Consider the following 19,642-nt stretch of genomic DNA (forward strand, 5'->3'; position numbering starts at 1 on the left):
GCGCATCGCTTATTTGCGGGCGCCGTTCACCGCATCCTTGAACGCCTTGCCCGCGGTGAACTTCACCGTCTTCGTGGCGGCGATGCTGATCTCCTCGCCGGTCGACGGATTGCGGCCCGTGCGTGCTGCGCGGCTGCCCTGGCTGAACGAGCCAAATCCGACCAGTTGTACGGTGTCGCCCTTGACCACTGCGTTCGTGATCGCCCCGATCACCGCATCGATCGCCTCGCCCGTGATGGACTTGCTTGCGCCCGTCGACGACGCGACGGCATCAATGAGTTCCTGCTTGTTCATGTCCTGCTTCCTCTCTCGATGAATAATGACCAGCCGTGATCCCACAGACGGTTACCTGAAGGTTGACGGATCTTCGTGCAAGCGCGTACCGTACCGCGAAGCGGGCCGGCTGCGCAAGCCCCGGCCAGACGCTGTGAGGCGAAGCGGAATGGCGCCTGGCCGGCGCGGGCTCGCTTCGGCTTTCAGGAACGGCAATATCGGACTGGCGTAATATTGCACACGCCACGAAACGCAGTACGCTCACAGTTCCCTTCGCATGTCCCGCACTTCCAGATCTATCCCCAATCGAAACGGCAGTCGACGTCGCCATTCGCGCGCGTTGCTGCTTCCTCTGCCGTGTGAAGCGGCCCGTGCCCGTTCGCTGAAGTTTCACGCTGCCCTGGTAACGGTTCGTCTCGGCGCGGGATGCAGGGAGAATCTTGTCGATCTGGCGCGTGCGATGTACGTCACGTGGTTTCTCCAGCGCGCCGGATATGGCGAGCTGTCGCTGGCACAGTTTCACGAGGCAGAGAAATATATGGAGGTCGCTAACCGGCGCGGCGTGGGCACCGACGCCTGGCATCTCGACGAAGACGGGTATCCGTTCTTCGAGCGGATTCTCGTGCTGCACGACCGGCAACTGGATACCGCGCCCGCCCACGCCATCATCGAGGCCGACGATGCGCTGATGCGCTTCATCCGCGGTACGAATCCATCGCCATTACCATCCCGCCCACCGTCTGAAAACGAGGAGACCGATCGCCCGTAAGTAGCAGCACATTCCAGGCAAGAGTCATTTCCCAGTCCTTGCCACCGTTGATCTCGCGTTCCCTGTCGTTGTGTTCCGTGGCACCGGCGCGCCGTCAGCGTCAGGCAATGTGGCCCGGCACCCCTCACGAAACGCCGTGCAACCCCAGAAATAGCCATGCGCACCTTTGATCCGGCGCATGGGAGCGCCACAGGCAGGACACGCCACACCCGCGGTCGATGTTCCGAGCGAAACGCCATCGACGACGGTGCCGCGCTGGTCGCGAATACGCGCGACGAGTTGCCTGACCCACGTGCCGACGTCCGCCTCGAACTGTCCGAGTTCAAGCTGCCCAGACTCGATCTGCATCAGACGGTCCTCCCACTCGGCAGTCAGGACCGGGTCGGCCAGTTCCGGTGCCACGCGCTCGAGCAGCGCGATCAGCGCATCGCCGCGCTCAAGCGGCACGATCTGTTTTTTCTGCTTCGTATGGTTGCCGATGTAGGTCCGGTGAAACAGGTTTTCGATGATGCCGGCACGCGTCGCGTCGGTGCCAATACCCGCCTTCTCTTTCGTGCGCATGATCTTCTTCAGCCGCTCATCGACGATTTCGCGGTCGATCGACTCCATCGCAGCGAGAAGCGTACCCTCTGTGTAGCGCTTCGGCGGCTTCGTCTGTCGGCGCGCCACCTCGCACGAGACATTTGGGGCGGACTGACCGTCCGCGACGACGGGCAATGCAGACGTTTCCGTTTTCTGCGGTTCCTGCACTTCATCATCGGGTGCAGGCTTGCCCTTCCCGGCATCGAGCGCCTGCCGCCATCCTTGGGTCGTTGGCGTCGCACCCGTCGCGCGGAAAAGCTCACCTTCGCAGGTCACCTTGATCACGGTTTTCAGATATTTGTAGTCGCCCAGGAACTGCGCGAGATACCGGCGGCAGATCAGGTCGTAGACGATGCGCTCGGTACGGCTGAGGGCCGCGAGCCTGACCGCGCTGTTGGCGGTCGGAATGATCGCATGATGCGCTGTGACCTTTGCGTCATTGAATGCACGGCCGGGGCTGTCGAACGTCGCGTGGTCCGCGAGCGGCCGCAGCATTGCATCGATTGACGTGATAGCCGACAGCGTCGCCTGGGCGCCGGTGAACATCGATACCGGAAGATATTCGCAGTCGGTACGCGGATAGGTTGCCGCCTTGTGCGTTTCGTAGAGTGCCTGGCAGGCATCGAGTACGGCGGCAGCCTTCAGACCGTAACAGGCTGACGCTTCACGCTGGAGGCTGCCGAGGCTGAATGGCAGCGGTGCAAGCTCACGCTCCGGCGTGGTCTCGACGCGTTCGACCTGCCCCGTACGTTCCCCGACACGCGAAGCGACCGCCTTCACCTTCGCTTCGTCCGTCGCATGCCCTGCGTCGTCCGCCAGTGTCTGTGGGACGACCCATTGCATCGGCACCTGCATGCCCGCGAGACTGAAAACCGTATGAAGATCGTAGAAGGTCTTCGGGACGAATGCCCGGATCGCCCGCTCGCGACGCACGACCAGCGCGAGTACCGGCGTCTGGACACGACCGACGTGCCAGGTACCTTCACGCCCACCCGTACCGAACGCCGTCGTGAGCGCCATCGTAAGGTTCATGCCGGCAAGCCAGTCTGCACGCGCGCGACCCTGCCCAGAGTAATACAGTGGCACTGTCTTTGCGCCGGGCAACAACTGGGCGAGCGCCTTGCGCACAGACGCGGCATCCATCGCCGAGAGCCACAGTCGGGAAACTTGTCCCTGGTAGCCGGCAATCTGCATCATCTCCCGCGCGATCACCTCGCCCTCGCGATCCGCGTCGGTGGCAATGACGATTTCCTGCGCCTCCCGGATCCGCCGCACGACAATGTCGAACTGCGCGCTGACCGACGGCTTGACCTGCACGGCCCACTGCCGCGGAATGACCGGTAGCAGGTCAAGATTCCACCTCGCCAGTGCGGGCACATACTGCTCTGGCTTCGCCTGCTCGACGAGGTGTCCGATGCACCAGGTAACCGTCACGCCGTTGCCGGTGAACGCCCCGATGATGCGCCCGCGCGCGCCGACATGCGGCGCAAGGTCCTTCGCCTGGGACGGTTTTTCGCAAATGAACAGCTTCATGCAGACCTCCGGATGGACAAGGTCTGCTCCCCTGGTCGCGCGCGCCTCTCTGAACGGTCGTTATCGTTCTTGTGATTGCCCGGACCGGCTGGTCCATCCCTCTACGTCACGACTCGGTATGGAATCCTTATGATTTATATCTGTCGTCCATATTGCTCTGCGTCCGCGTCGTCCGAAGCTTCGATGAAGATGGCGGCCACCGCGACGACGATCGCGTTCCCGTAGCCGCATAGCTGTCGGTAATTGACAGTCAAACCGTACCATCGTCGGCCAGCAACGCGCGGACATGCCGGAAGACATCCACCATCAGGGTCACATATTCGCGCGGCGTGCGTTCCAGCCCGAGCTCGTACTGCCTCGCGGACTCATTCTCAGGTAAATACGATCGCAGTCCGCAATATGAGGGACTCGGCACCACCGTCCGCACGCGTATTCCGTCCCGCCGCCATGCGCGTCATCAGCATTCGGCAGTCGCCGAAGTGACAGGCATCGATCCAGCGTATGCCGCCCATCACGCCACCTCATCATCAACTTGACACGCGATCTCCCAGGCAAAGCGCACCCACACCTCGCCTTCACGGGAGCGGATGTCGATATAGGCCGAATTCCGGACAGCGTCGTCACGCCGCCAGACCCGTATGCGCCAGCCATGAAACTGAACCGCATACGGCCCACACCGGGCCGCAGCCATACGGGCGACACCCTCGCGCACCAGCGCCCGCAACATCCTGAATTCCTGCGCGTCCGGCCAGACCGGCCACGCCACGTTCGTGTGCTCCACGTCATCCTCCTGCGGGGTAGCCGCGCACGCAGCGTTCAGCCGCCGTGCGCGCAATGACAACGAATAGCCACGTGGACTACCGGGCCGAGGCACTGGGCGCGCGACGCGATCGCCGGCCAGCAGACTGGCCGGATGCGTTCGCCTCTTCGCCTGTTGCATCGCCCTGTGGCGGATCGGGTTCCGGGAGGTGGGCGTTTTCGGCGGAATCGTCGTCCTGGTTGCCCGATGCATCACCATCCTGGGACTGCTCCCCAGTTTCCCGGGATTGACGCGCCCGGTACACCACCTGATCGATGCGTACGAGGTTCAGCGAGATGGACTCTGCGTCGATGTGAGCACCGGCATCGGCCTCATTCTCGCGGTTGACCCACGGGCTCACATAGAAATCGCCACGCACGACGACACTCGCGCCGGTGCGAATATGCTGCAGGACGCGCTCGGTGAGACGTTCGTTCCAGATTGTCACGTCGACGGGAAAGGTGCGCCCGTCACGCTGTTCCAGCCTGCCATCCTCGAGGCGCCGATAGCTTGCCGACATGACGCGCAATTCGACGATGCGTCGCGCGCCACCAGCGGTGTTAACCTGTTTCATCGTCGGCGATGCGAGTACGTTGCCGACCAGTTCTGCGTAGATGCCCATTGCGGACTCCGTTCATCATGGGTAGCCCCGGTGAATCGAACGCGCGCCTGCTGTTGTCAACGGCTGCTCTGCGTCAGCCTGAACGTCCCGCGGTTATTCCATCGGCGAATGTCGCCGTACGGCTCAGGTGTCGTCCATCCTGCGAACCTTGACCGTGCCGTGCTCCAGATACATTGCGAGCTGGCTGGCCGCATAACGGAATACCGATTCGAGCGCATTGAGTTCTTTCGCGCGCGAATGGCACTGCTGCAGGTAGGCGCGCAACGGTGCCGGTATCCGGCTGAAACAAGACTGCACCCGCGGGTACGGCACCGTGTGCGGCTCGCCTCGCATGAACCAGTCGAGACGATGACGCATCGCGCTGCTCGGCAGTACGACGCGCACGCAGCGCAGCGACACATCGAGCCCCGCGGTCGCGCTCTCCCGTGCGAGCGCGTCCATCTCGGCCACCGTCTCATCGAGCCAGTGTTCGTACGAGCGCAGCAGCACACGGAAGGCGGTTCGCCCGGACACACGCGAGACGTGCAAAGCGGGCAGCTCGGCCAGAGGCTCCCCCTTACCCTTAAAGGCCTTTGAACGCCGATCCAGATGGGAAGGCCGGTCTGTCATTGCCGCAGTCCTCCTGTCATCGCACCAGAGCGTCTGCCGCAGCTTTCGCACCGGCGTCGTCCCCGGACAGCGGCACGCTGTCGAGCAGGCGCAGTTCCGCTTCCGACAGCCGCCTCACACGCCGGCGGCTGTGGCGGGGTTCGCGCTCGCCGGTGAAGACGTCCCGGGGCATCAAACCGAGCAGCGCCCCCGCCGCTTCGACCCGCTGGCTTGCGGCAGTATCCGCATTGGGCAGGAAATCAACGCGTGAAAGCGGCAGCAGCTCGGGGCTGGTGAGCACGCGCTGGCAGTGCACCGCGAAATGAAACACTGACAGGCAGCGGTGTTTCGCCGACCCAATCCGCCGCACGCCCTCACTGGAAGCCATCAGGTCCCGCAGCACGGTCGATCGCACGAGCCGCACCAGCCAGTCGATCTCGACCAGCAGCATCACGATCATGTAGCCGTAGGGAGAGCCAAATCCCAGCGACACCTGTGCGGGTTCGCGCGACTGCAACACCGCGAAGTCCAGCCCCTTCTCGCGCGCGGCATCCAGCAGTTGCCGTGCGTGCTGCTGTTCCAGCTCGTTGGCGCGGCGGATGCCGGCGATCCGTTCGGCAATCTCGACGAGCTTCCAGTCGGCATAGGGATTGTCGTTGCCTGACAGGGACCAGAGCGCGCGCAGCGCCGCCGCCACGCGTCGCCCGCCCGCCATGGCATGACCGGTTTCACCCGGAGCGACAGCGCGCCCCCAGGAACAGGCGCATCGCATCGCGCGTATGCAGCCGCATCCGGTCGCCGCCCTCGCTTGTGAGCTGACCAATCCGGTTGATCTCGTTGGCCTCGTGTGGCCTGACAAGGGCATCGCCACCCTGACGCAGCGCATGCTCCTGCTGCTGGTGATCGAGCGATTCCTCGCGTTCGAGAAAGAGCTCGTACCGGCCAAAAAACGGATCGGCCGGGTCGGGGTCATCTGAAGCGATCAGATGGGCGAGCGCGGCGCGCTCGGATTCCAGGTCGTAGCCGTCGGCAAACGGCGACGAGGATGAACGGGCGAAGGCGTCAACGGACGGATCGACTGACGGGTCGACGCCGGCTGGCTGCGTGTCCATAAGTAAACTCCTCATGAGCAGATTCAGAATCGACGGAACAGGGTCGCTACCGGGCTGTTACCCCGGGTAACAGGCATTCCTCCAGTACGGCAGTCGCGAATCGCGCAACGACTGTTACCCAGGGTAACAGCGGCAATTGCCGGGCTGCGCGGAGAAAGACGGAGCGATGCGTGCGCTTTGTGCATCCCGGCCGAAAACAGCCTTTCGCAGGATCGACGGACAGACGCCGGGACTGCGGAGCGTTACCCGGGGTAACACGAGCACAGGCGGCTGTTTGCGACAGGCGGGAGAGACACAAGTCACGCATGGCCGGCTCCAGCCTGCCCGAACCGCCCCTGCTTGAGCCCAGCGCGGATGGCGGCAAGGTGCAGTCGCGCCGTCTCCGACGTCGAGGCATGCGGCCGCCCATGCCCGTCCCCGGATCCGTCGTGGTCGCAGCGGTGGTCGCACTGGGCAGTCACCGCGCCCTCATCTGCGCGTGCACGCTCACGCGCGGAGCATTCGAGATGGGCCCGCGCCGGCACGAAGTCGCCTGCAAGACAGCAGCGCACCAGTCCGGCGATGTAGGCGACCGGCGACTGCACGGGCCGGTGCCGATGGCAGGCGGCCATTTCGTCGAGCAGCACCTGACGGTCCCGGACAGGAACGCGTTCGAGGTGCGCTGCGACCAGCGGGCGCTCCGCCGCGTGCAGCATGGCGGGCCAGAAGAGGCCGTCGCCGCTGGCGTCGTCCGCAACGACATCGACATATCGCTTCGTCCCCACAACGACCGGGCATGCGCAGCCGCTTCCAGGGGCAAAGCCAGTGGTTGTCGTAGTCGAATATGTAATCCTCGTATACGCGCGCGCGTTGGAACCGTACGATTGTCGCCATCGGTAACGCATCAAACTCTCCGACGGTAACTGCATCCCTGATTCCCGACCGGGTTGGGGACTTCGGGTCGGCGGGTTTCGAAACGCGACCACGGGGCCGAAGACGGGCACGTGCACCGCCCCTGCCGGGCTGTTACCTGGGGTAACAGCAATGAGTGCCTCTGCGCCTGGCACCGGGCCCGCTTCCCGTGCACCACGCGCGATCAGCGACTTGCGGGTTGCGAGCCGGTCACGAACATCGATGCGGGAGACCAGCCGCTCGAGCTGATGCCGTAACTCCGTCGCGTTGATCTGCGTGAACACCCGTTTGCCGGTGTTCGGGCGCGTCAGCTCGCGAATCAGGCCCTGCCGGACCAGCCGGCGCCGGGCATTCTCCTGCTGCACGCGGTTCAGCCCGAGCGAGCGCTGCCATTCGAGCCCGCTCTGTGTGAACCACGTAGCCTGCTGGTCTGCTTCCCGGCGCTGAAGCTGCACCATACGCGAGAGCAGCAGCGCGGCGTTGACGTTCCCCACGAGATCGACGAAGACCCGCCGGAAGGCCACTGTCGGCCCGAGCAGTTCCTGCATCGCCCCCTCGTCCGTACGGATCGCCTCGATCGACGCGGGCAGCGGTCCGACCATCCGGCAACTGGTTCGCACCGCCATCGACATCGCCTGGACATCCAGGCGGTAGTGCAGGCACGCCGGGCGCCCGCCCCGCCATTCCATGACCAGGTTCCTGTCGCGCAGACGGCGCCTCGCATTCTCCTGCTCCTCACGCGACAGCCCCATTTCGGCGAACCAGTGTTCCCGGGTCTTGTGGACCCAGCCGCCGTTACCACCGACGTCGCGCCCGCGGCGTGTCCAGTAGACGAGCTGCGAGAGCAGCATGGCATCTTTCGGATGGCCCGTGATACGCGCAAGACGTGTCCCGAACGCGATGGGCCGGTACGGCTTGAGGGCAAACCACAAGTCCTCGAAGTCCTCCAGATAGGGCGGCGATCCTTGCATCATGGCTGCACTCCTTCCGGCCGCCGCGGCGGCCATGCGATGTGCGCCGTGCGCTCGGCGGCCTTCTGCCGCAACTGGGCCATGATCGCCGGCCAGAGCAGACGGGACTCATCCGCAGGCCCCGGCCCTCTTCTCCTGTGTCCAATCAGGCCCCTCACACGCAGCACGCGACAGGCAGCCCGCTGTTGCCGCTCGGACAGCGCGAGGCGTCGTTCCAGTTCGCCGGGCGTGACCGTCAGCCACTGGTCGCGACAGCCGGTCTCGCTCTCGATCGTCGACAGCTCGGTCAATACCGCTGCTGCCGGCATGTCTCGGCAGATCTCGACGAAGCAGCGGTCGATGGTGACGGGCATGTCGAGCATCGACAGCATCAGTTCCGTTTCCGCAGGTGGCGGACCAGGCGGATCATCCCAGCTTTTGCCCGGCAACAGGTTGCCCTTCGGGTCGCGGCGCATGTCGTACATGGTGAGACTCCCTTGAGTTCGGAGAAGGACGGGCGCGGACTGATGAGGCCGCGTCCGGGTTCGCCGCGCTATCCAGTGCGGCAAAGAGCGAGGCAAGCGACCACGCTCCATCGCACTCGCGATGCAACGCCAGATAACGCTCACGGACATCGGTGATGTCCCGCAGGCTGTACCAGCGCGACAACAACGTGTCGGTCTCGCGGGCTGCCGGCATGCGTGGTTTGGCGGGTGCAGGTACATTCATCTCCGTGCGCAGGCGGGAGATGGAGGAGCGCGTCGCGGTACGAAAGAACCGCCGGATCATCGGCGCGCTCGCCTGCGCCCGGACAAACGCATGGAGCAGGCGCTCGTCGTGCCACTGCCGCGCAATCAGTTCGCAGCGTCGCTGCAGAACATCGAGGTCGACGAGTACGCGCAGCGCACCAGAAGCAACCAGCACATCGATCAGTGCCCCGGTACGTGCGTCGGCAAGCACGCGCCGGATGGAGACAGGCAGACCATTTCCTGCTTTCCTTTCTTCACCATTCGATGTTTCACATGAAACTTTGCAGTCCATATCAATACAGTGAAATCCGTTGCTGTCCATGCGTGACAGCCGTATCAGTTCCAGTAGCACGATGTGCCCGATGGCGGTATCCGCCACGGGAAAGAACGCCGGCCTCATGCTCCCTCTCCACGCAGTAGCCGCTCGACCGCATCCAGTTCGTTCCATCGCGGTGGGCAGAAGCGCTCGGGACAGGCAACCCGGAACGCACGGGCGGCGTGCACGAGTTCGGACCACCACAGTCCGATGGATCTGTCGGGGTTGAGCATGGCGGCAAACATCACATCCATGCGGTCACCCAGCAGGGGCTCCCCGACGCAGGCATCACAGATCCGCGCCCAGTAATCTTCATCGCGCGCCATGCGCGCATACACGCTTTGCTCCGGTACGTGGTCAAGGCCGGATGCCGTGTTCTGTCGCGACAGGCTGACCAGCCACCACCAGCCGAGATACCGGTTCAGCCCGTCAGCATCCAGGCGTGCCTGATCATCCAGCGATGGCTGCGAAGGCTCCGGCGCCGGCGGCTCGACCATGAAACCATACGGCAGGCCAGGCGCATCCCGCACACATCCTTCGAGCCCGCACGTGCACGCAAATGCGGTCAATGCCTCGCGAAAGGCCGCGGTGGCAAGCTCTGCGCCCGCCAGCGAACCAGCCGACAACAACGACCGGTTGATCGATTCGCTCGCCAGGCGTTCATCGTTCGGCGAAGCACGCTGCTCACTGTCCTGAACAACGACACCGGGCGTGGCAATCTCGTCTGCACGCGGCTCAACTGGAATGCGCGGTGAGGACACGGGTTCCGGCTTCGCATCCGCGCGCAGCGAATGTCGGGGCGATCGCTCCGCTTCGCCTTTCACCTCGCTGCCTTCAATTGCGGGATGCTCCCCGGCTCGCCGCAACTCATCCGCGTCGACATCGGGAGCATGGTCAAGAAGATGACTCATTCGGTCCAGACCTTCCAGGGAAACTCCCAGCCCAACCGCGCAGCGCGATCGAAAGCCTCGAATGAGATTCCCTGCATCGAGGGCCGCTGGATGGTGATCCTGCATCGTCTCCGGCGTAAAATCCGCCGCAACCTGCAGAAGTCCCGGATCGACCACATGGTGCTGGAGCCACGCATCATCGAATCCCAAGCGACGCGTGAGCCGTATCAGTGCGCCCATCGCCGGCTGGATCACGTCAACGAGCGCGCGCCGGCTCAGGTATTCCGTAGCGGGACCCAGTGCGGAAAGTCGATCGACGGCAAACTGGAACAGTGAAAGCAGGACGTGACTGACGGGTGTGCCCTCTTCCTCGAGCAACCTCGAAAACTCGCGCAATGACAGCGTGGTACCCCGCTCCTTTTCCATATCCGCTTTGAGCGCGAGATATCCATTCGCCTTGTCCCAGAAACACAGGTCCGCGCGCTGGTCGTTCTCGCGCAGATGGGCGGCGAGCAGTCTGGCCTCCCCGGGATACGGAACGCAGACGAAATCGTAGTAGAGGAATCGCTCGTCGCCGGTCTCATCGTAGAGTGCCGTTGCCGCTGTCACACGTGAATTCCCGCCCTTCGCGACGACGTACCGGGTTTCGCTGGGTCGGCGCGTCACGGTTACGATCTGCTCGATGCCGTTGGTGCGGATCGACTCCTTCAACTCAACGATGCGCTCATGGGAAACCCGCCGCGGATTGCGTTCGTAGACCATCACCTCAGTGATCCTTAGCCGTATGACCGACACAAGTTCTGGTTCGCGTGCCTCTGGCCCCGGTGCAGGAACGTCCAGCCGTCGCGCAGCCGCAAGTTCCCGCGCCGGATCGGTCGCAGCGCCTGACGCGTTCATGCCACCGCCCCTCGCGTGCTGTCGGCGGTATCGACGCCATCCGCCATCGGTCCCGGTGCCCCCGCATAGACATTGGCCAGCGCCGGGAACAGTTCCCAGGCCAGACGATGCATGACGTTCCAGGCTGAATTGCCGAACCGCCTGCGACGGTCGAAATCATGCACGGGAACGCGCGCTGTCGCGGCTGCTGCGTACGCGGCAGCCGACGGCACGACCGTGTCCAGCACCCTGACTCGCCGATGATCCGCGAAGCGTTGTCGAAGTACGGCGGCCAGTACCCTTGCGTTGACGGTCCGTTCATGCGCATTGATCAGCGCGAGTAGATCACCGGAGCGGAATGACTCGCCGAAATCGGCCAGCCGGTTCAGCTCATCAAGCATGGCGAGGGTACCGGTGGCGAACTCCCCTGCGCTGAGCACGTCCGGCACCACCGGCGACACCATGAAGTCGGCCGCCATCGCGGCGGACTTCTGCAGCTCACCCACCGCGCCCTGCGTATCGATCAGCACGGCGTCGTAGGTCTCCAGCAGCGGGCTTCGCATCGCCCGGCGCATGATCATCAGCCGGTCCTCACGGCGGTTGAGCCACGACTGCAGTTCGGCGTCTGGCGTGTCCGAATAGATGAGATCGAGGTTCGAGAAGATGGTCCGGCTGACGCAGTCCACAGAGGGATTGCCGCCTGACGTCACGACAGCACTCAGACCACGTGGTGAACGGTAATGGACGGGAAAGAACTTGCTTAGACTCGGCTGGACATCTGCATCGATCGCGAGGACCTTCATGCCGAAGGCTGCGAGCAGGCCGCCCAGGTTGGCGGCAACGGTCGTCTTACCGACGCCGCCCTTGGTGGAAACGAAGGAGATAACAACTGGCACAGTGGAGATTCCAGTGCAACGTCATGACGTGAACTCAGGACTCGCGTGTTGAAGTACAGCGTGATACGGAAATGTCTGGCACCTCGTCTGCCGGCGATGTTTCACCAGCATCAGACTGCGTCATTTGCGACGCAATCCACCTCTCGAATCCGTCGACCGGAAAGAGTCGCCGCCGCCCGATGCGGATGGATGGAGGCATCGGTTGCCGCAGCGTGAGCCGGTTGCGCGCGGTGGCTGGCGCGATATGCAACTCGTGTGCAATTTCCTCCAGCGTATAGAAACGCGTCACCGTCGATGCCTCCTGGCAGTACAACAGATACTCGACCTGTCCATTACTTCCCTTCCCAAGCCAGGTACGTCCAGACTTGTCCAGTACTCAATGGTGCCTATAATCAAGGCACGGATTCACTCTAGAAAGGCAGGACAGACATGTCAAGCGCCGTTGATTCCGCTGACTACCATCAACGCCTCGCGCACGTGCGCGAATACCTTGAACTGTCCCAGGAAAAGATGGCGGGACGTCTCGGGACATCACTGCGCGCCTACGCGAATTACGAACGGGGCGAGCGCGCCATCCCGATCGACGTTGTCCGTATCCTGTATGAAAAGTGTGCCGTCGATCCTGTGTGGCTGCTCACTGGCGAAGGCAGCATGCTGCTCGACCGCGATGTGCGGTTCCGTCTTGACCAGCGGACGCTGGAGGCCGTCACCGAAACGGTCGAACGGATCGAAAAAAGACTTGATTCACCGCTCGCAACGAAAAAAAAGGCCCGGCTCATCGGGCTGCTTTACGAGCAATGTCAGCTGCTCGGCGAGGACGCCGACGACATTCTCGGTGATGCGCGGGTCGATCGTCTGACCCGGCCGTCGCGTTAACGTGAGCGACGCGCAAAAATACTGAACGGAGTTCGGTGAACTACGTTGGCGGCTAATCTTCAGACGTGATGGTTCTATTGCACACGCGGTGCCCCTCGGCTTGCATCGCGCATCCGCAGCGAGGAAGATCATGGGTCGTCTGAAAGAGGTACGAAAGGAAATCGAACAACTCTGCAAAGACATCGAGCGAGACGCGCGTCGCGCGCGACGCCATCCCGCAACTGGCGCCAAGGTCCCGTCTGCTCCTAAAGTCTGTATCCAGGTCGTGTCCGGAGACCTCCGCGTACGCCTCAAGCTTTCAATTCAACAGGATTACAGCCACAAACGCCGATAGCCTCACACGCCTGGTACATTCACCCGAAACATCTGCGACTCAGACCCGACCAGCGCAAATTCGCAAGGAATTCACGCGCATCGGCCCGCTTCATAAACGGTCCGAACGTTTTACACATCTTAGACCCGCGACACCGGTCCACAGGTCACAATACGCTTGGGTTCCCCATCCATTCATTCGATGACAGGACCTCTATATGGATAGATATCCTAACAAATCTTCTTTGGGTCACGATATGCCTGATATCAGCGTTTGCAGGCCACATGATTGCCATACTCTCCAATTTCACTGGGTCCAGGCTTGACTGACCGCGCTGAACGTCCCCCACGCCGCTGGCGCCTGTCCTCCTTTCCCGTTACAGACGGTTGAACGTCATGCAAATTTGCTGAACAGACTGTACGACCTCTCTTGGTTTCCTAAGATGAAAGTCCCGTTGGTCCCTGCAGTGCGTGTGAAAACCGCACGCTCCAGCTGACGCTTTCACGATTGGTTTTCAGGCGAGGCTATCCATGACGAATCGCGCCATCATCCACGATCAGAATCTGATTCGCTCCGCGTTTCCCGAGTGGGATGGGGTACATCAGGCCATGACCGCCCCGAACCCATCGCGGGTGTTCGCAGATATCGCCTTCGACTGGCTGAGCATAGTGGGGGCGATGCTGCTCTTTCATCGCTTCGGATGGTATGCTGCACCCGCAGCTATCGCGTGGATCGGTAACAGGCAGCGTGCACTCGGCAATCTTCTTCACGACGCAGCGCACCGGAATCTTGCGAACTCGCGTCAACTCAACGACGCAATCGCCAGGCTCTTGATTGCGCCGCCGCTCTTCAACAGTCTGAGCGCCTATCGTGAATCCCACGCGCGTCACCATGCATGGCTCGGTGACCCAAAGGCCGACCCTGACTACATTGATGTTCGTCCAGCGCCCGGCGATAGCTGGTGGCATCCCTACCTCGCGGTCCTGGTGACGCCGCGCGCGTGGGCGGCCTCGATCTTCGGACATCTGCACGCCCGACAGGTCACATTCTCGCGAAAAGCAGGTATCTTCGTCTGGTGGATCGCCGTACTAGGCACCATGACGGTTATCTTGGGACTCCACGCAGCGGCCGCATTTATCGGCCTGTGGATACTCGCCAGGGCCACCGTGTTCCATGCAATTACCACTTTTCGGGAATTCTGCGACCATTTCGGTCGGCAACCCGGTGGCGTGTTCAATTACACGCGCGACATTTCCCCGCGCAGCGTCTGGCGCTGGGTCATTCACCCGCACAACAATGGCTACCACCTTACGCATCACTTGATGCCCTCGGTTCCTTATCACCGCCTGCCCAAGGCACAGGGAAGGCTGCTCGCGCTACCGGCCTTCGCCCGCACCGCACGCGTATCCCACGCCTACTTTTCAGGATCCGATGCGGTGGTGCGGGAATGGGAAATTTCCGGTGGAGAAAAGCCATGACACGTCATAGGCTGGGTCCCATTCATGTCGCCGCACTCCTCGTCTCCGCAAGCTGTGGAATCGCTTTCCTGCTCGGCTCTGGAGAAATGGCCATTCATTCCGGCATGGCGGGCAGTCTTTACGCCATCGTGACCGCGTTTGGCATGTTCGCGCTCGGGCTCGTCGCACGAAAGCTCTGGGTTGTCGGCGAACCAATCTGGGAGATCCTTGGAAACCAATATGGCCCAGCCGTACGAAAGGCCGTCGCGCTTCTCTCGCTTGTATGGATGTCAGGCGTACTCGCGGCGCAGATTCACGGCAGCATCGCCGTCCTCGCAACTGTGGGATTCAAGACATTTCATTCAGCGCTGGCGACTTCCGCTGCCCTTTTGGCAATCTCCTCGGTCGACCTCGGCGTCGCGGCCTTGCTCTTCACGCTGGGTTTGCTCGCGAGCAATCTGATATTGCTGCATGCTCTCGTCCTGTCGGGAGGACTGCCGGTCTACCTGCACGCGTGGCCGTCATTCGTCCACGAAGTGCAGACGGTACCTCCCGTTGAAACGCTTATCACGGTGATCGCCATCGGATTCCTTGTACTCACCGGATCCGATTATCAGCAGTTCGTCATCGCCGCGCGTCGACCGGTGGATGCCTGGCTTGGCTGCGTCCTCGCGGGCATTTTCCTTATCGCTGCCGGATTCTTACCCGCCGCTACGGTTGTGGCAGCACTACGCGGCGGGCAACTGTCTGGCCTGAATGACTACGCCAGTGCAATCCCATGGATCATGCTCCACACCAGCGGACGTGCAGGCCCGATCTGCCTCGGCATTGTCGCGCTGGCCGCGCTCGGATCGGGAACAGCCATCACGCGTGCGATGAGCAGTGCATTGATGGACTTGCGCCCCGTCATCCGCCGCCACGAACTCACCTCGAAATGTCTCATCATCGCGACCTGCTGTGTTATCGCTATCGACGGGCACTCAATCGTCTCAACCATTGTTTCCCTGAATGCCATTTACATTTCAGCAGTCGGAGTACTGTTTGTATTGGATCAGACTGGACACCCCACTACGCCACGCTGCGCTTTCGCGATAATGGTCTCCGGTGGCATGTCTTCCCTGTTCGTTGCAATACTGTCCTGGGCGCACATCGCCCACTTGCCTGACTGGATCTCGCTGACTACAGGACTGCTCGCCTCTGTCGCACCGGTGCTCGCCTCGTACCTCAGTTCCACCCAACATGGTATTCGTTCGTGACCATACTCAAGCGTTTCCACCAATGCGTTGAATTTCCTGAACAAGACTGCGGCGGGAGTAATCCATAACCAGTGCGGTGATCTTAGCAAGCGGCTCGGGCTCCGATTCCCAGTGGTGCCAGTAGAGTTCGAGCAGAAGACCGTGTCCCGGCGCGAGATCTACGAGCGCACCCGATTCCAGCAACGCTCCAATTTGCATCTCCGGCACCAGTCCGTAACCAAGTCCATTCAGAATCGCGTTCAGCAATGCGGTCGGTGACGGAATGAACCGCCCCGGGTTTCCCGGAGACTATTTTGCTTGAGTCATGCCACGGCGGCAGACCCAGCGAGATTTGCATAATAAGCGGCTTCGGCCTGCGCGGGTGGAATGTTGCCGATGGGGCCGAAGAGCCGACGATTGTTGAACCAGTCCACCCATTCGAGCGTCGCCATTTCAACGGCCTGCAGATTGCGCCACGGTCCGAGGCGATGGATGACCTCTGCCTTGTACAAGCCGTTGATCGTTTCAGCCAGTGCGTTATCGTAGGAGTCGCCCACGCTGCCCACCGACGGCTCGATGCCCGCCTCGACCAGCCGATCCGTATAGCGGATCGATACGTATTGCACGCCGCGGTCGCTGTGATGGATCAGCCCGTCCTGCTGCGCCGGCTGTCGTTCGTACAAGGCCTGCTCCAGTGCGTCCAGAACGAAGTCCGTGCGCGCCGAGCTCGACACGCGCCAGCCGACAATGCGTCGGGCGAACACGTCGATGATGAACGCGACATAGACGAAGCCCTGCCAGCTCGATACATAGGTAAAATCTGAAACCCACAGCGCATTGGGCCGTTCGGCCGTGAATTGCCGCTTCACCAGATCCTTCGGGCACGGCGTCGAACCATCGCTCACTGTCGTACGTACCGTCTTGCCCCGCACCACGCCGCGCAGGCCCATCTGCTTCATCAGCCGCTCGACCGTGCAGCGCGCCACGACAATGCCTTCGCGCTTCAATTGCGTCCAGACCTTGTCTGCGCCATAGACCTGGAAGTTTTCTTCCCACGCGCGCCGGATCTCATCCTTGAGCATCCTGTCACGCTGGGCCCGCGGCGGCACCAGGTCAGGATTGGCGCGGCGAGCCACATGGGTGTAGTACGTCGACGGTGCGATTGGCAGCACCCTGCAGATCGGCTCGACCCCGTAGACGTGCCGGTGATCATCGATGAACGTGATCATCACTTCGGTCGGCGGTCGAGCTCCGCCTGTGCGAAATACGCTGACGCCTTGCGCAGGATTTCATTGACCTGCCGAAGCTCACGTACTTCCCGCTCCAGTTCCTTGAGCCGATCCTGCTCCTGCGTACTCGTGCCCGGGCGCAAACCCCGATCCCGCTCCTCCTTGCGCACCCAGCTACGCAGCGTCTCGCCCGAGCAGCCAAACTTCGCCGCAATCGACGCGATCACTTTCCATTGCGATTCCCGGTCGCCTTGATGTTCCAGCACCATTCGCACAGCCCGCTCACGCACTTCCGGCGAGTATCTTGGGGATTTCTTCTTCGTGTTTTCCATAGCTCCATTTTCTCAAGAAGTGGAGTCTCCGGAAAACCCGGGGCGGTTCAGAAAATAATGCTTACGGTACCTGTCCACACTCACCCGGAAGAATGTGGAAAGGAATCTGTCGTGAATCGCATCCTTGCGATCAAACAGGATTGCGGGAACATCCAGTATCGCTGGCAGCGTCATGCCCTTGGGCAGATGCGCTTCAACGAACGCAGGCGTCGCGACACAGCGGTAGCGCATCCCTCCAGCAAAATCGGCCTGGAATCCAAGGCTGGATTCGCGTTGTGTCGAGATGCAACCCTTCACGTCGCCACGGACTAGGGAAGTTACCGTATGGTCCTGATCGTCAACGATGATTTCGAGCCCGATGTGCTGCGCTGCAAGTTGCCACGAAACCGGCTCAAACCAGGTCGCAAGTGAGTCAGCATTGACAGCGACAGCAATGTTGACAGGCGGGAATTCGCCGGGCTTGATGACCCGAAACGCCTCCTCCTCAAACAGCCGCACGGCCATGACGTGCCGCAGGATCACTTCGCCCGCGTGAGTCGGCGTCACGGTGGGATCGCGCAACAGCAGTGTTACGCCGACTGCGGCTTCCAAGCTCTTGACCCGCGCAGTCACAGCACCGGGTGATATATTGAGTATTGATGCCGCCTTCCTGAAATTCTGGCACTCCAAGACTGTGGCAAAGGTTTCCAGTTGCTGACGATCCAGCATGACGGTTTTCTCAGTATTAGCTTGCGGAAGTGGTCGGTCAAACACAATGAAAAGCTAAAATATTAGTCCGAGCGCCCTTCGGTTTGACCTCATGAGTCGTATCCGAACGCCACCGGCGCGTCAATTCAACGATTCGATACTCTACTTTCCACTCGGAGCCGACGCCTCGCTCAGCAGTTTCCCTTGTGTCTCAGGGGCCAAAAGCTGGGACACGATGCCGCCAACAAGACAGATGGCGGCCGCAATGAGCATGGTGCTCCCGATGCCCAGCGAATTCATTGCCATAGGCAGGAGAAACGTGCCCAACGCTGCACCAACACGCGAAACGGCAGTAGCGAAGCCGACACCAATACCTCGAATCTCTGTCGGGAATACCTCGCCTGGATAAACGCCGCAGAGCGTCGTGGACACCGCATTGACCAGCGAAAAAGCAAAGAAGCAGATGAGGACTACGGTCGTGGAAATGTGCGAAAACAGCGCAACGCAGATCAACGCAACCGCTGAGATAAAGAACGGCGGAATCGCGAGCTTGCGCCGCCCGACCCGCTCGATGAAAATTACGGCGAGCGCTGTCCCGAGGACCGCGAAGGCATTCAGCACCATACCGCCCGTCAACCCTTCCTTGAGACCCAGTTGTCGCAAGACGATGGGAGAAAACGCACCAATGGCGAAGTACGGCGTTACATTGCAAACCCAAAAGGTCGACACAAAGAACGTCGTCTTCAGGTAGTCGCGGGAAAAGAGCCGTCCGAATCCTTGCTGCCCGGCGCGACTGGGTGCATGCAAGTCGCGCTGCTCCTCGTGGCTCATGTGCTCTGCGGCCAGTCGCTTTGCTTCTTCATGCCGCCCGCGGCTAACCAACCAGCGTGGAGACTCCGGCGTGCCCAGGCGCATCAGAAAGACGATGACCGTCGGGAGCGTGCTCAAACCCAGAATGACGTGCCATCCAGCCGCGGACGAAATGGTCAGGACCCAGCCCAACGCATAGGAAATCAGGTAACCCACGTACCACGCAAGTTCGAGCACCGCGAGCAACTTTCCACGCAGCCGCGCCGGTGAAAATTCCGCAAGCAAGGGCCAGCCAATCGAATAGTCGGCGCCGATGGCGATGCCCATCAACACGCGCACCAGAAAGAGTTGCCACGCCTCGCCCACGAAGAACTGGGCGACTGAGCCGACCAGAAAAATAGCAAGGTCGACAGTGAACATGGGGCGACGCCCCACCTTGTCGGCCAACCACCCTCCCAGCGGGCCGCCGATGAAAATCCCGATTAGGGCCGATGCCCCAACCAGACCCTGCCATGCCGCAGAAAGAGCCAGATCGTGGGTAATGGCGGGCATGACAATCCCGATGCTTCCCAGGATGAAGCCATCAATAAACATGCCGGCCGATATCAAAAGGGTCAGATTCGCAATGAATCTGCGGTGTTTCGTTGATAGTCTCGTCGGTGAATGCGCTGGTATCGATGCGCCACTCACAATCGTTTTTGACACGGGGACGTCTCCTTATTTTCTTTGATTCGAACAATCGATTTCACATCGCCGTCTGGAGCTGGCGGCGGTCGTCCACTCCGCTCGGGAAGCGCTGCGATTTAAATTCTATTAGCTGTCTCCCTCGCTGCCAGGACGCATATGGCACCGCGGAT

Annotated in this window: 20 protein-coding genes, 1 pseudogene and 1 other annotated feature; of the genes and pseudogenes, 4 read left to right on the forward strand and 17 right to left on the reverse strand. The window is 61.7% G+C overall.

The features are described 5' to 3' along the window. Window positions 1-9: 9 nt before the first annotated feature. Entirely contained in the window at window positions 10-294 is a 285-nt protein-coding gene (locus tag QFZ94_RS22880) for an HU family DNA-binding protein (RefSeq protein ID WP_429459711.1), read from the reverse strand. 256 nt (window positions 295-550) lie between these two features. Here QFZ94_RS22880 and QFZ94_RS22885 point away from each other — a divergent pair, with 256 nt between their 5' ends. Beyond that, entirely contained in the window at window positions 551-1,042 is a 492-nt protein-coding gene (locus QFZ94_RS22885; protein WP_429459713.1) for a hypothetical protein, read from the forward strand. Between the two features lie 24 nt (window positions 1,043-1,066). On the opposite strand, the gene QFZ94_RS22890 is transcribed toward QFZ94_RS22885, so the two are convergent. From QFZ94_RS22890 to QFZ94_RS22945, 12 genes are all read right to left on the reverse strand, one after another. Then, a complete protein-coding gene (locus tag QFZ94_RS22890) occupies window positions 1,067-3,157 on the reverse strand; it encodes a DNA topoisomerase 3 (protein WP_429459715.1) in 2,091 nt (696 codons plus the stop codon). Window positions 3,158-3,668: 511 nt separating this feature from the next. Next, window positions 3,669-3,938, reverse strand: coding sequence for a hypothetical protein (locus QFZ94_RS22895; protein ID WP_429459717.1), 270 nt, complete (start codon window positions 3,936-3,938; stop codon window positions 3,669-3,671). Window positions 3,939-4,014: 76 nt separating this feature from the next. Further along, window positions 4,015-4,578 carry a single-stranded DNA-binding protein gene (locus tag QFZ94_RS22900; protein ID WP_429459719.1) on the reverse strand — a complete coding sequence of 188 codons (564 nt, stop codon included), beginning with the start codon at window positions 4,576-4,578 and terminating at the stop codon, window positions 4,015-4,017. Window positions 4,579-4,701: 123 nt separating this feature from the next. Beyond that, on the reverse strand, window positions 4,702-5,187 hold the full coding sequence (locus QFZ94_RS22905; protein WP_429459721.1) for a hypothetical protein: 486 nt from the start codon (window positions 5,185-5,187) through the stop codon (window positions 4,702-4,704). A gap of 16 nt (window positions 5,188-5,203) precedes the next feature. After that, window positions 5,204-5,863 carry an AcaB family transcriptional regulator gene (locus tag QFZ94_RS22910; protein ID WP_429459723.1) on the reverse strand — a complete coding sequence of 220 codons (660 nt, stop codon included), beginning with the start codon at window positions 5,861-5,863 and terminating at the stop codon, window positions 5,204-5,206. 31 nt (window positions 5,864-5,894) lie between these two features. Next, window positions 5,895-6,278, reverse strand: a complete 384-nt coding sequence (locus QFZ94_RS22915; protein ID WP_429459725.1) for a hypothetical protein — start codon at window positions 6,276-6,278, stop codon at window positions 5,895-5,897. A 299-nt stretch (window positions 6,279-6,577) separates the two neighbouring features. Continuing rightward, entirely contained in the window at window positions 6,578-8,143 is a 1,566-nt protein-coding gene (locus tag QFZ94_RS22920) for a hypothetical protein (RefSeq protein WP_429459727.1), read from the reverse strand. After that, window positions 8,140-8,604 carry a hypothetical protein gene (locus QFZ94_RS22925; RefSeq protein ID WP_429459729.1) on the reverse strand — a complete coding sequence of 155 codons (465 nt, stop codon included), beginning with the start codon at window positions 8,602-8,604 and terminating at the stop codon, window positions 8,140-8,142. The genes QFZ94_RS22920 and QFZ94_RS22925 overlap by 4 nt, the downstream gene beginning before the upstream one ends. Then, window positions 8,546-9,268, reverse strand: a complete 723-nt coding sequence (locus tag QFZ94_RS22930) for a hypothetical protein (protein ID WP_429459731.1) — start codon at window positions 9,266-9,268, stop codon at window positions 8,546-8,548. The genes QFZ94_RS22925 and QFZ94_RS22930 overlap by 59 nt, the downstream gene beginning before the upstream one ends. Further along, entirely contained in the window at window positions 9,265-10,836 is a 1,572-nt protein-coding gene (locus tag QFZ94_RS22935; RefSeq protein WP_429461892.1) for a chromosome partitioning protein ParB, read from the reverse strand. Before QFZ94_RS22935 ends, QFZ94_RS22930 begins: the two co-directional genes overlap by 4 nt. A gap of 131 nt (window positions 10,837-10,967) precedes the next feature. After that, window positions 10,968-11,846 (reverse strand): ParA family protein, encoded by an 879-nt coding sequence (locus tag QFZ94_RS22940; protein ID WP_429459733.1) that lies wholly within the window; start codon window positions 11,844-11,846, stop codon window positions 10,968-10,970. A 34-nt stretch (window positions 11,847-11,880) separates the two neighbouring features. Further along, window positions 11,881-12,135, reverse strand: a complete 255-nt coding sequence (locus tag QFZ94_RS22945; protein WP_429459735.1) for a helix-turn-helix domain-containing protein — start codon at window positions 12,133-12,135, stop codon at window positions 11,881-11,883. 140 nt (window positions 12,136-12,275) lie between these two features. Here QFZ94_RS22945 and QFZ94_RS22950 point away from each other — a divergent pair, with 140 nt between their 5' ends. The 3 genes from QFZ94_RS22950 (at window position 12,276) to QFZ94_RS22960 (ending at window position 15,748) form a co-directional block, all read left to right on the forward strand. Then, the gene (locus QFZ94_RS22950; RefSeq protein ID WP_429459737.1) at window positions 12,276-12,722 is read left to right on the forward strand and encodes a helix-turn-helix domain-containing protein; all 447 of its coding nucleotides are present in this window, start codon (window positions 12,276-12,278) and stop codon (window positions 12,720-12,722) included. 843 nt (window positions 12,723-13,565) lie between these two features. After that, complete coding sequence (locus tag QFZ94_RS22955) at window positions 13,566-14,513, forward strand: fatty acid desaturase family protein (protein ID WP_429459739.1); 948 nt, start codon at window positions 13,566-13,568, stop codon at window positions 14,511-14,513. Beyond that, window positions 14,510-15,748, forward strand: coding sequence for a sodium:solute symporter (locus QFZ94_RS22960; protein ID WP_429459741.1), 1,239 nt, complete (start codon window positions 14,510-14,512; stop codon window positions 15,746-15,748). Before QFZ94_RS22955 ends, QFZ94_RS22960 begins: the two co-directional genes overlap by 4 nt. A 6-nt stretch (window positions 15,749-15,754) precedes the next feature. Here the strand turns inward: QFZ94_RS22960 and QFZ94_RS22965 are convergent. The 4 genes and pseudogenes from QFZ94_RS22965 to QFZ94_RS22980 all read right to left on the reverse strand — a co-directional run. Further along, window positions 15,755-16,024 (reverse strand): annotated as a pseudogene (locus tag QFZ94_RS22965) (HTH-type transcriptional regulator ArgP); the annotation flags it as partial. A 26-nt stretch (window positions 16,025-16,050) separates the two neighbouring features. Continuing rightward, window positions 16,051-17,288 (reverse strand): IS3 family transposase gene (locus tag QFZ94_RS22970; protein WP_429458928.1). Its coding sequence is split into 2 segments (ribosomal slippage): window positions 16,051-16,985 and window positions 16,985-17,288, totalling 1,239 coding nucleotides; the frame shifts between segments, so codons are not numbered across the junction. After that, window positions 16,882-16,998: a sequence feature (AL1L pseudoknot), on the reverse strand. (Overlaps the previous gene by 117 nt.) 12 nt (window positions 17,289-17,300) lie before the next feature. After that, window positions 17,301-17,996 (reverse strand): ArgP/LysG family DNA-binding transcriptional regulator, encoded by a 696-nt coding sequence (locus QFZ94_RS22975; protein ID WP_429459743.1) that lies wholly within the window; start codon window positions 17,994-17,996, stop codon window positions 17,301-17,303. A 141-nt stretch (window positions 17,997-18,137) separates the two neighbouring features. Then, window positions 18,138-19,490, reverse strand: a complete 1,353-nt coding sequence (locus QFZ94_RS22980) for an MFS transporter (protein ID WP_429459745.1) — start codon at window positions 19,488-19,490, stop codon at window positions 18,138-18,140. Window positions 19,491-19,642: the final 152 nt, after the last annotated feature.

Origin of the sequence: Paraburkholderia sp. JPY465, from assembly GCF_050436725.1 — a bacterium.
In the GTDB taxonomy this organism is placed as follows: domain Bacteria; phylum Pseudomonadota; class Gammaproteobacteria; order Burkholderiales; family Burkholderiaceae; genus Paraburkholderia; species Paraburkholderia youngii.

Bases quoted from the DNA above. Each gene is read 5' to 3' on its own strand.
- QFZ94_RS22880 (WP_429459711.1), bottom strand. From the start codon at position 294: ATGAACAAGCAGGAACTCATTGATGCCGTCGCGTCGTCGACGGGCGCA.
- QFZ94_RS22885 (WP_429459713.1), top strand. From the start codon at position 551: ATGTCCCGCACTTCCAGATCTATCCCCAATCGAAACGGCAGTCGACGT.
- QFZ94_RS22890 (WP_429459715.1), bottom strand. From the start codon at position 3,157: ATGAAGCTGTTCATTTGCGAAAAACCGTCCCAGGCGAAGGACCTTGCG.
- QFZ94_RS22900 (WP_429459719.1), bottom strand. From the start codon at position 4,578: ATGGGCATCTACGCAGAACTGGTCGGCAACGTACTCGCATCGCCGACG.
- QFZ94_RS22905 (WP_429459721.1), bottom strand. From the start codon at position 5,187: ATGACAGACCGGCCTTCCCATCTGGATCGGCGTTCAAAGGCCTTTAAG.
- QFZ94_RS22915 (WP_429459725.1), bottom strand. From the start codon at position 6,278: ATGGACACGCAGCCAGCCGGCGTCGACCCGTCAGTCGATCCGTCCGTT.
- QFZ94_RS22920 (WP_429459727.1), bottom strand. From the start codon at position 8,143: ATGATGCAAGGATCGCCGCCCTATCTGGAGGACTTCGAGGACTTGTGG.
- QFZ94_RS22925 (WP_429459729.1), bottom strand. From the start codon at position 8,604: ATGTACGACATGCGCCGCGACCCGAAGGGCAACCTGTTGCCGGGCAAA.
- QFZ94_RS22930 (WP_429459731.1), bottom strand. From the start codon at position 9,268: ATGAGGCCGGCGTTCTTTCCCGTGGCGGATACCGCCATCGGGCACATC.
- QFZ94_RS22935 (WP_429461892.1), bottom strand. From the start codon at position 10,836: ATGGTCTACGAACGCAATCCGCGGCGGGTTTCCCATGAGCGCATCGTT.
- QFZ94_RS22950 (WP_429459737.1), top strand. From the start codon at position 12,276: ATGTCAAGCGCCGTTGATTCCGCTGACTACCATCAACGCCTCGCGCAC.
- QFZ94_RS22955 (WP_429459739.1), top strand. From the start codon at position 13,566: ATGACGAATCGCGCCATCATCCACGATCAGAATCTGATTCGCTCCGCG.
- QFZ94_RS22960 (WP_429459741.1), top strand. From the start codon at position 14,510: ATGACACGTCATAGGCTGGGTCCCATTCATGTCGCCGCACTCCTCGTC.
- QFZ94_RS22975 (WP_429459743.1), bottom strand. From the start codon at position 17,996: ATGCTGGATCGTCAGCAACTGGAAACCTTTGCCACAGTCTTGGAGTGC.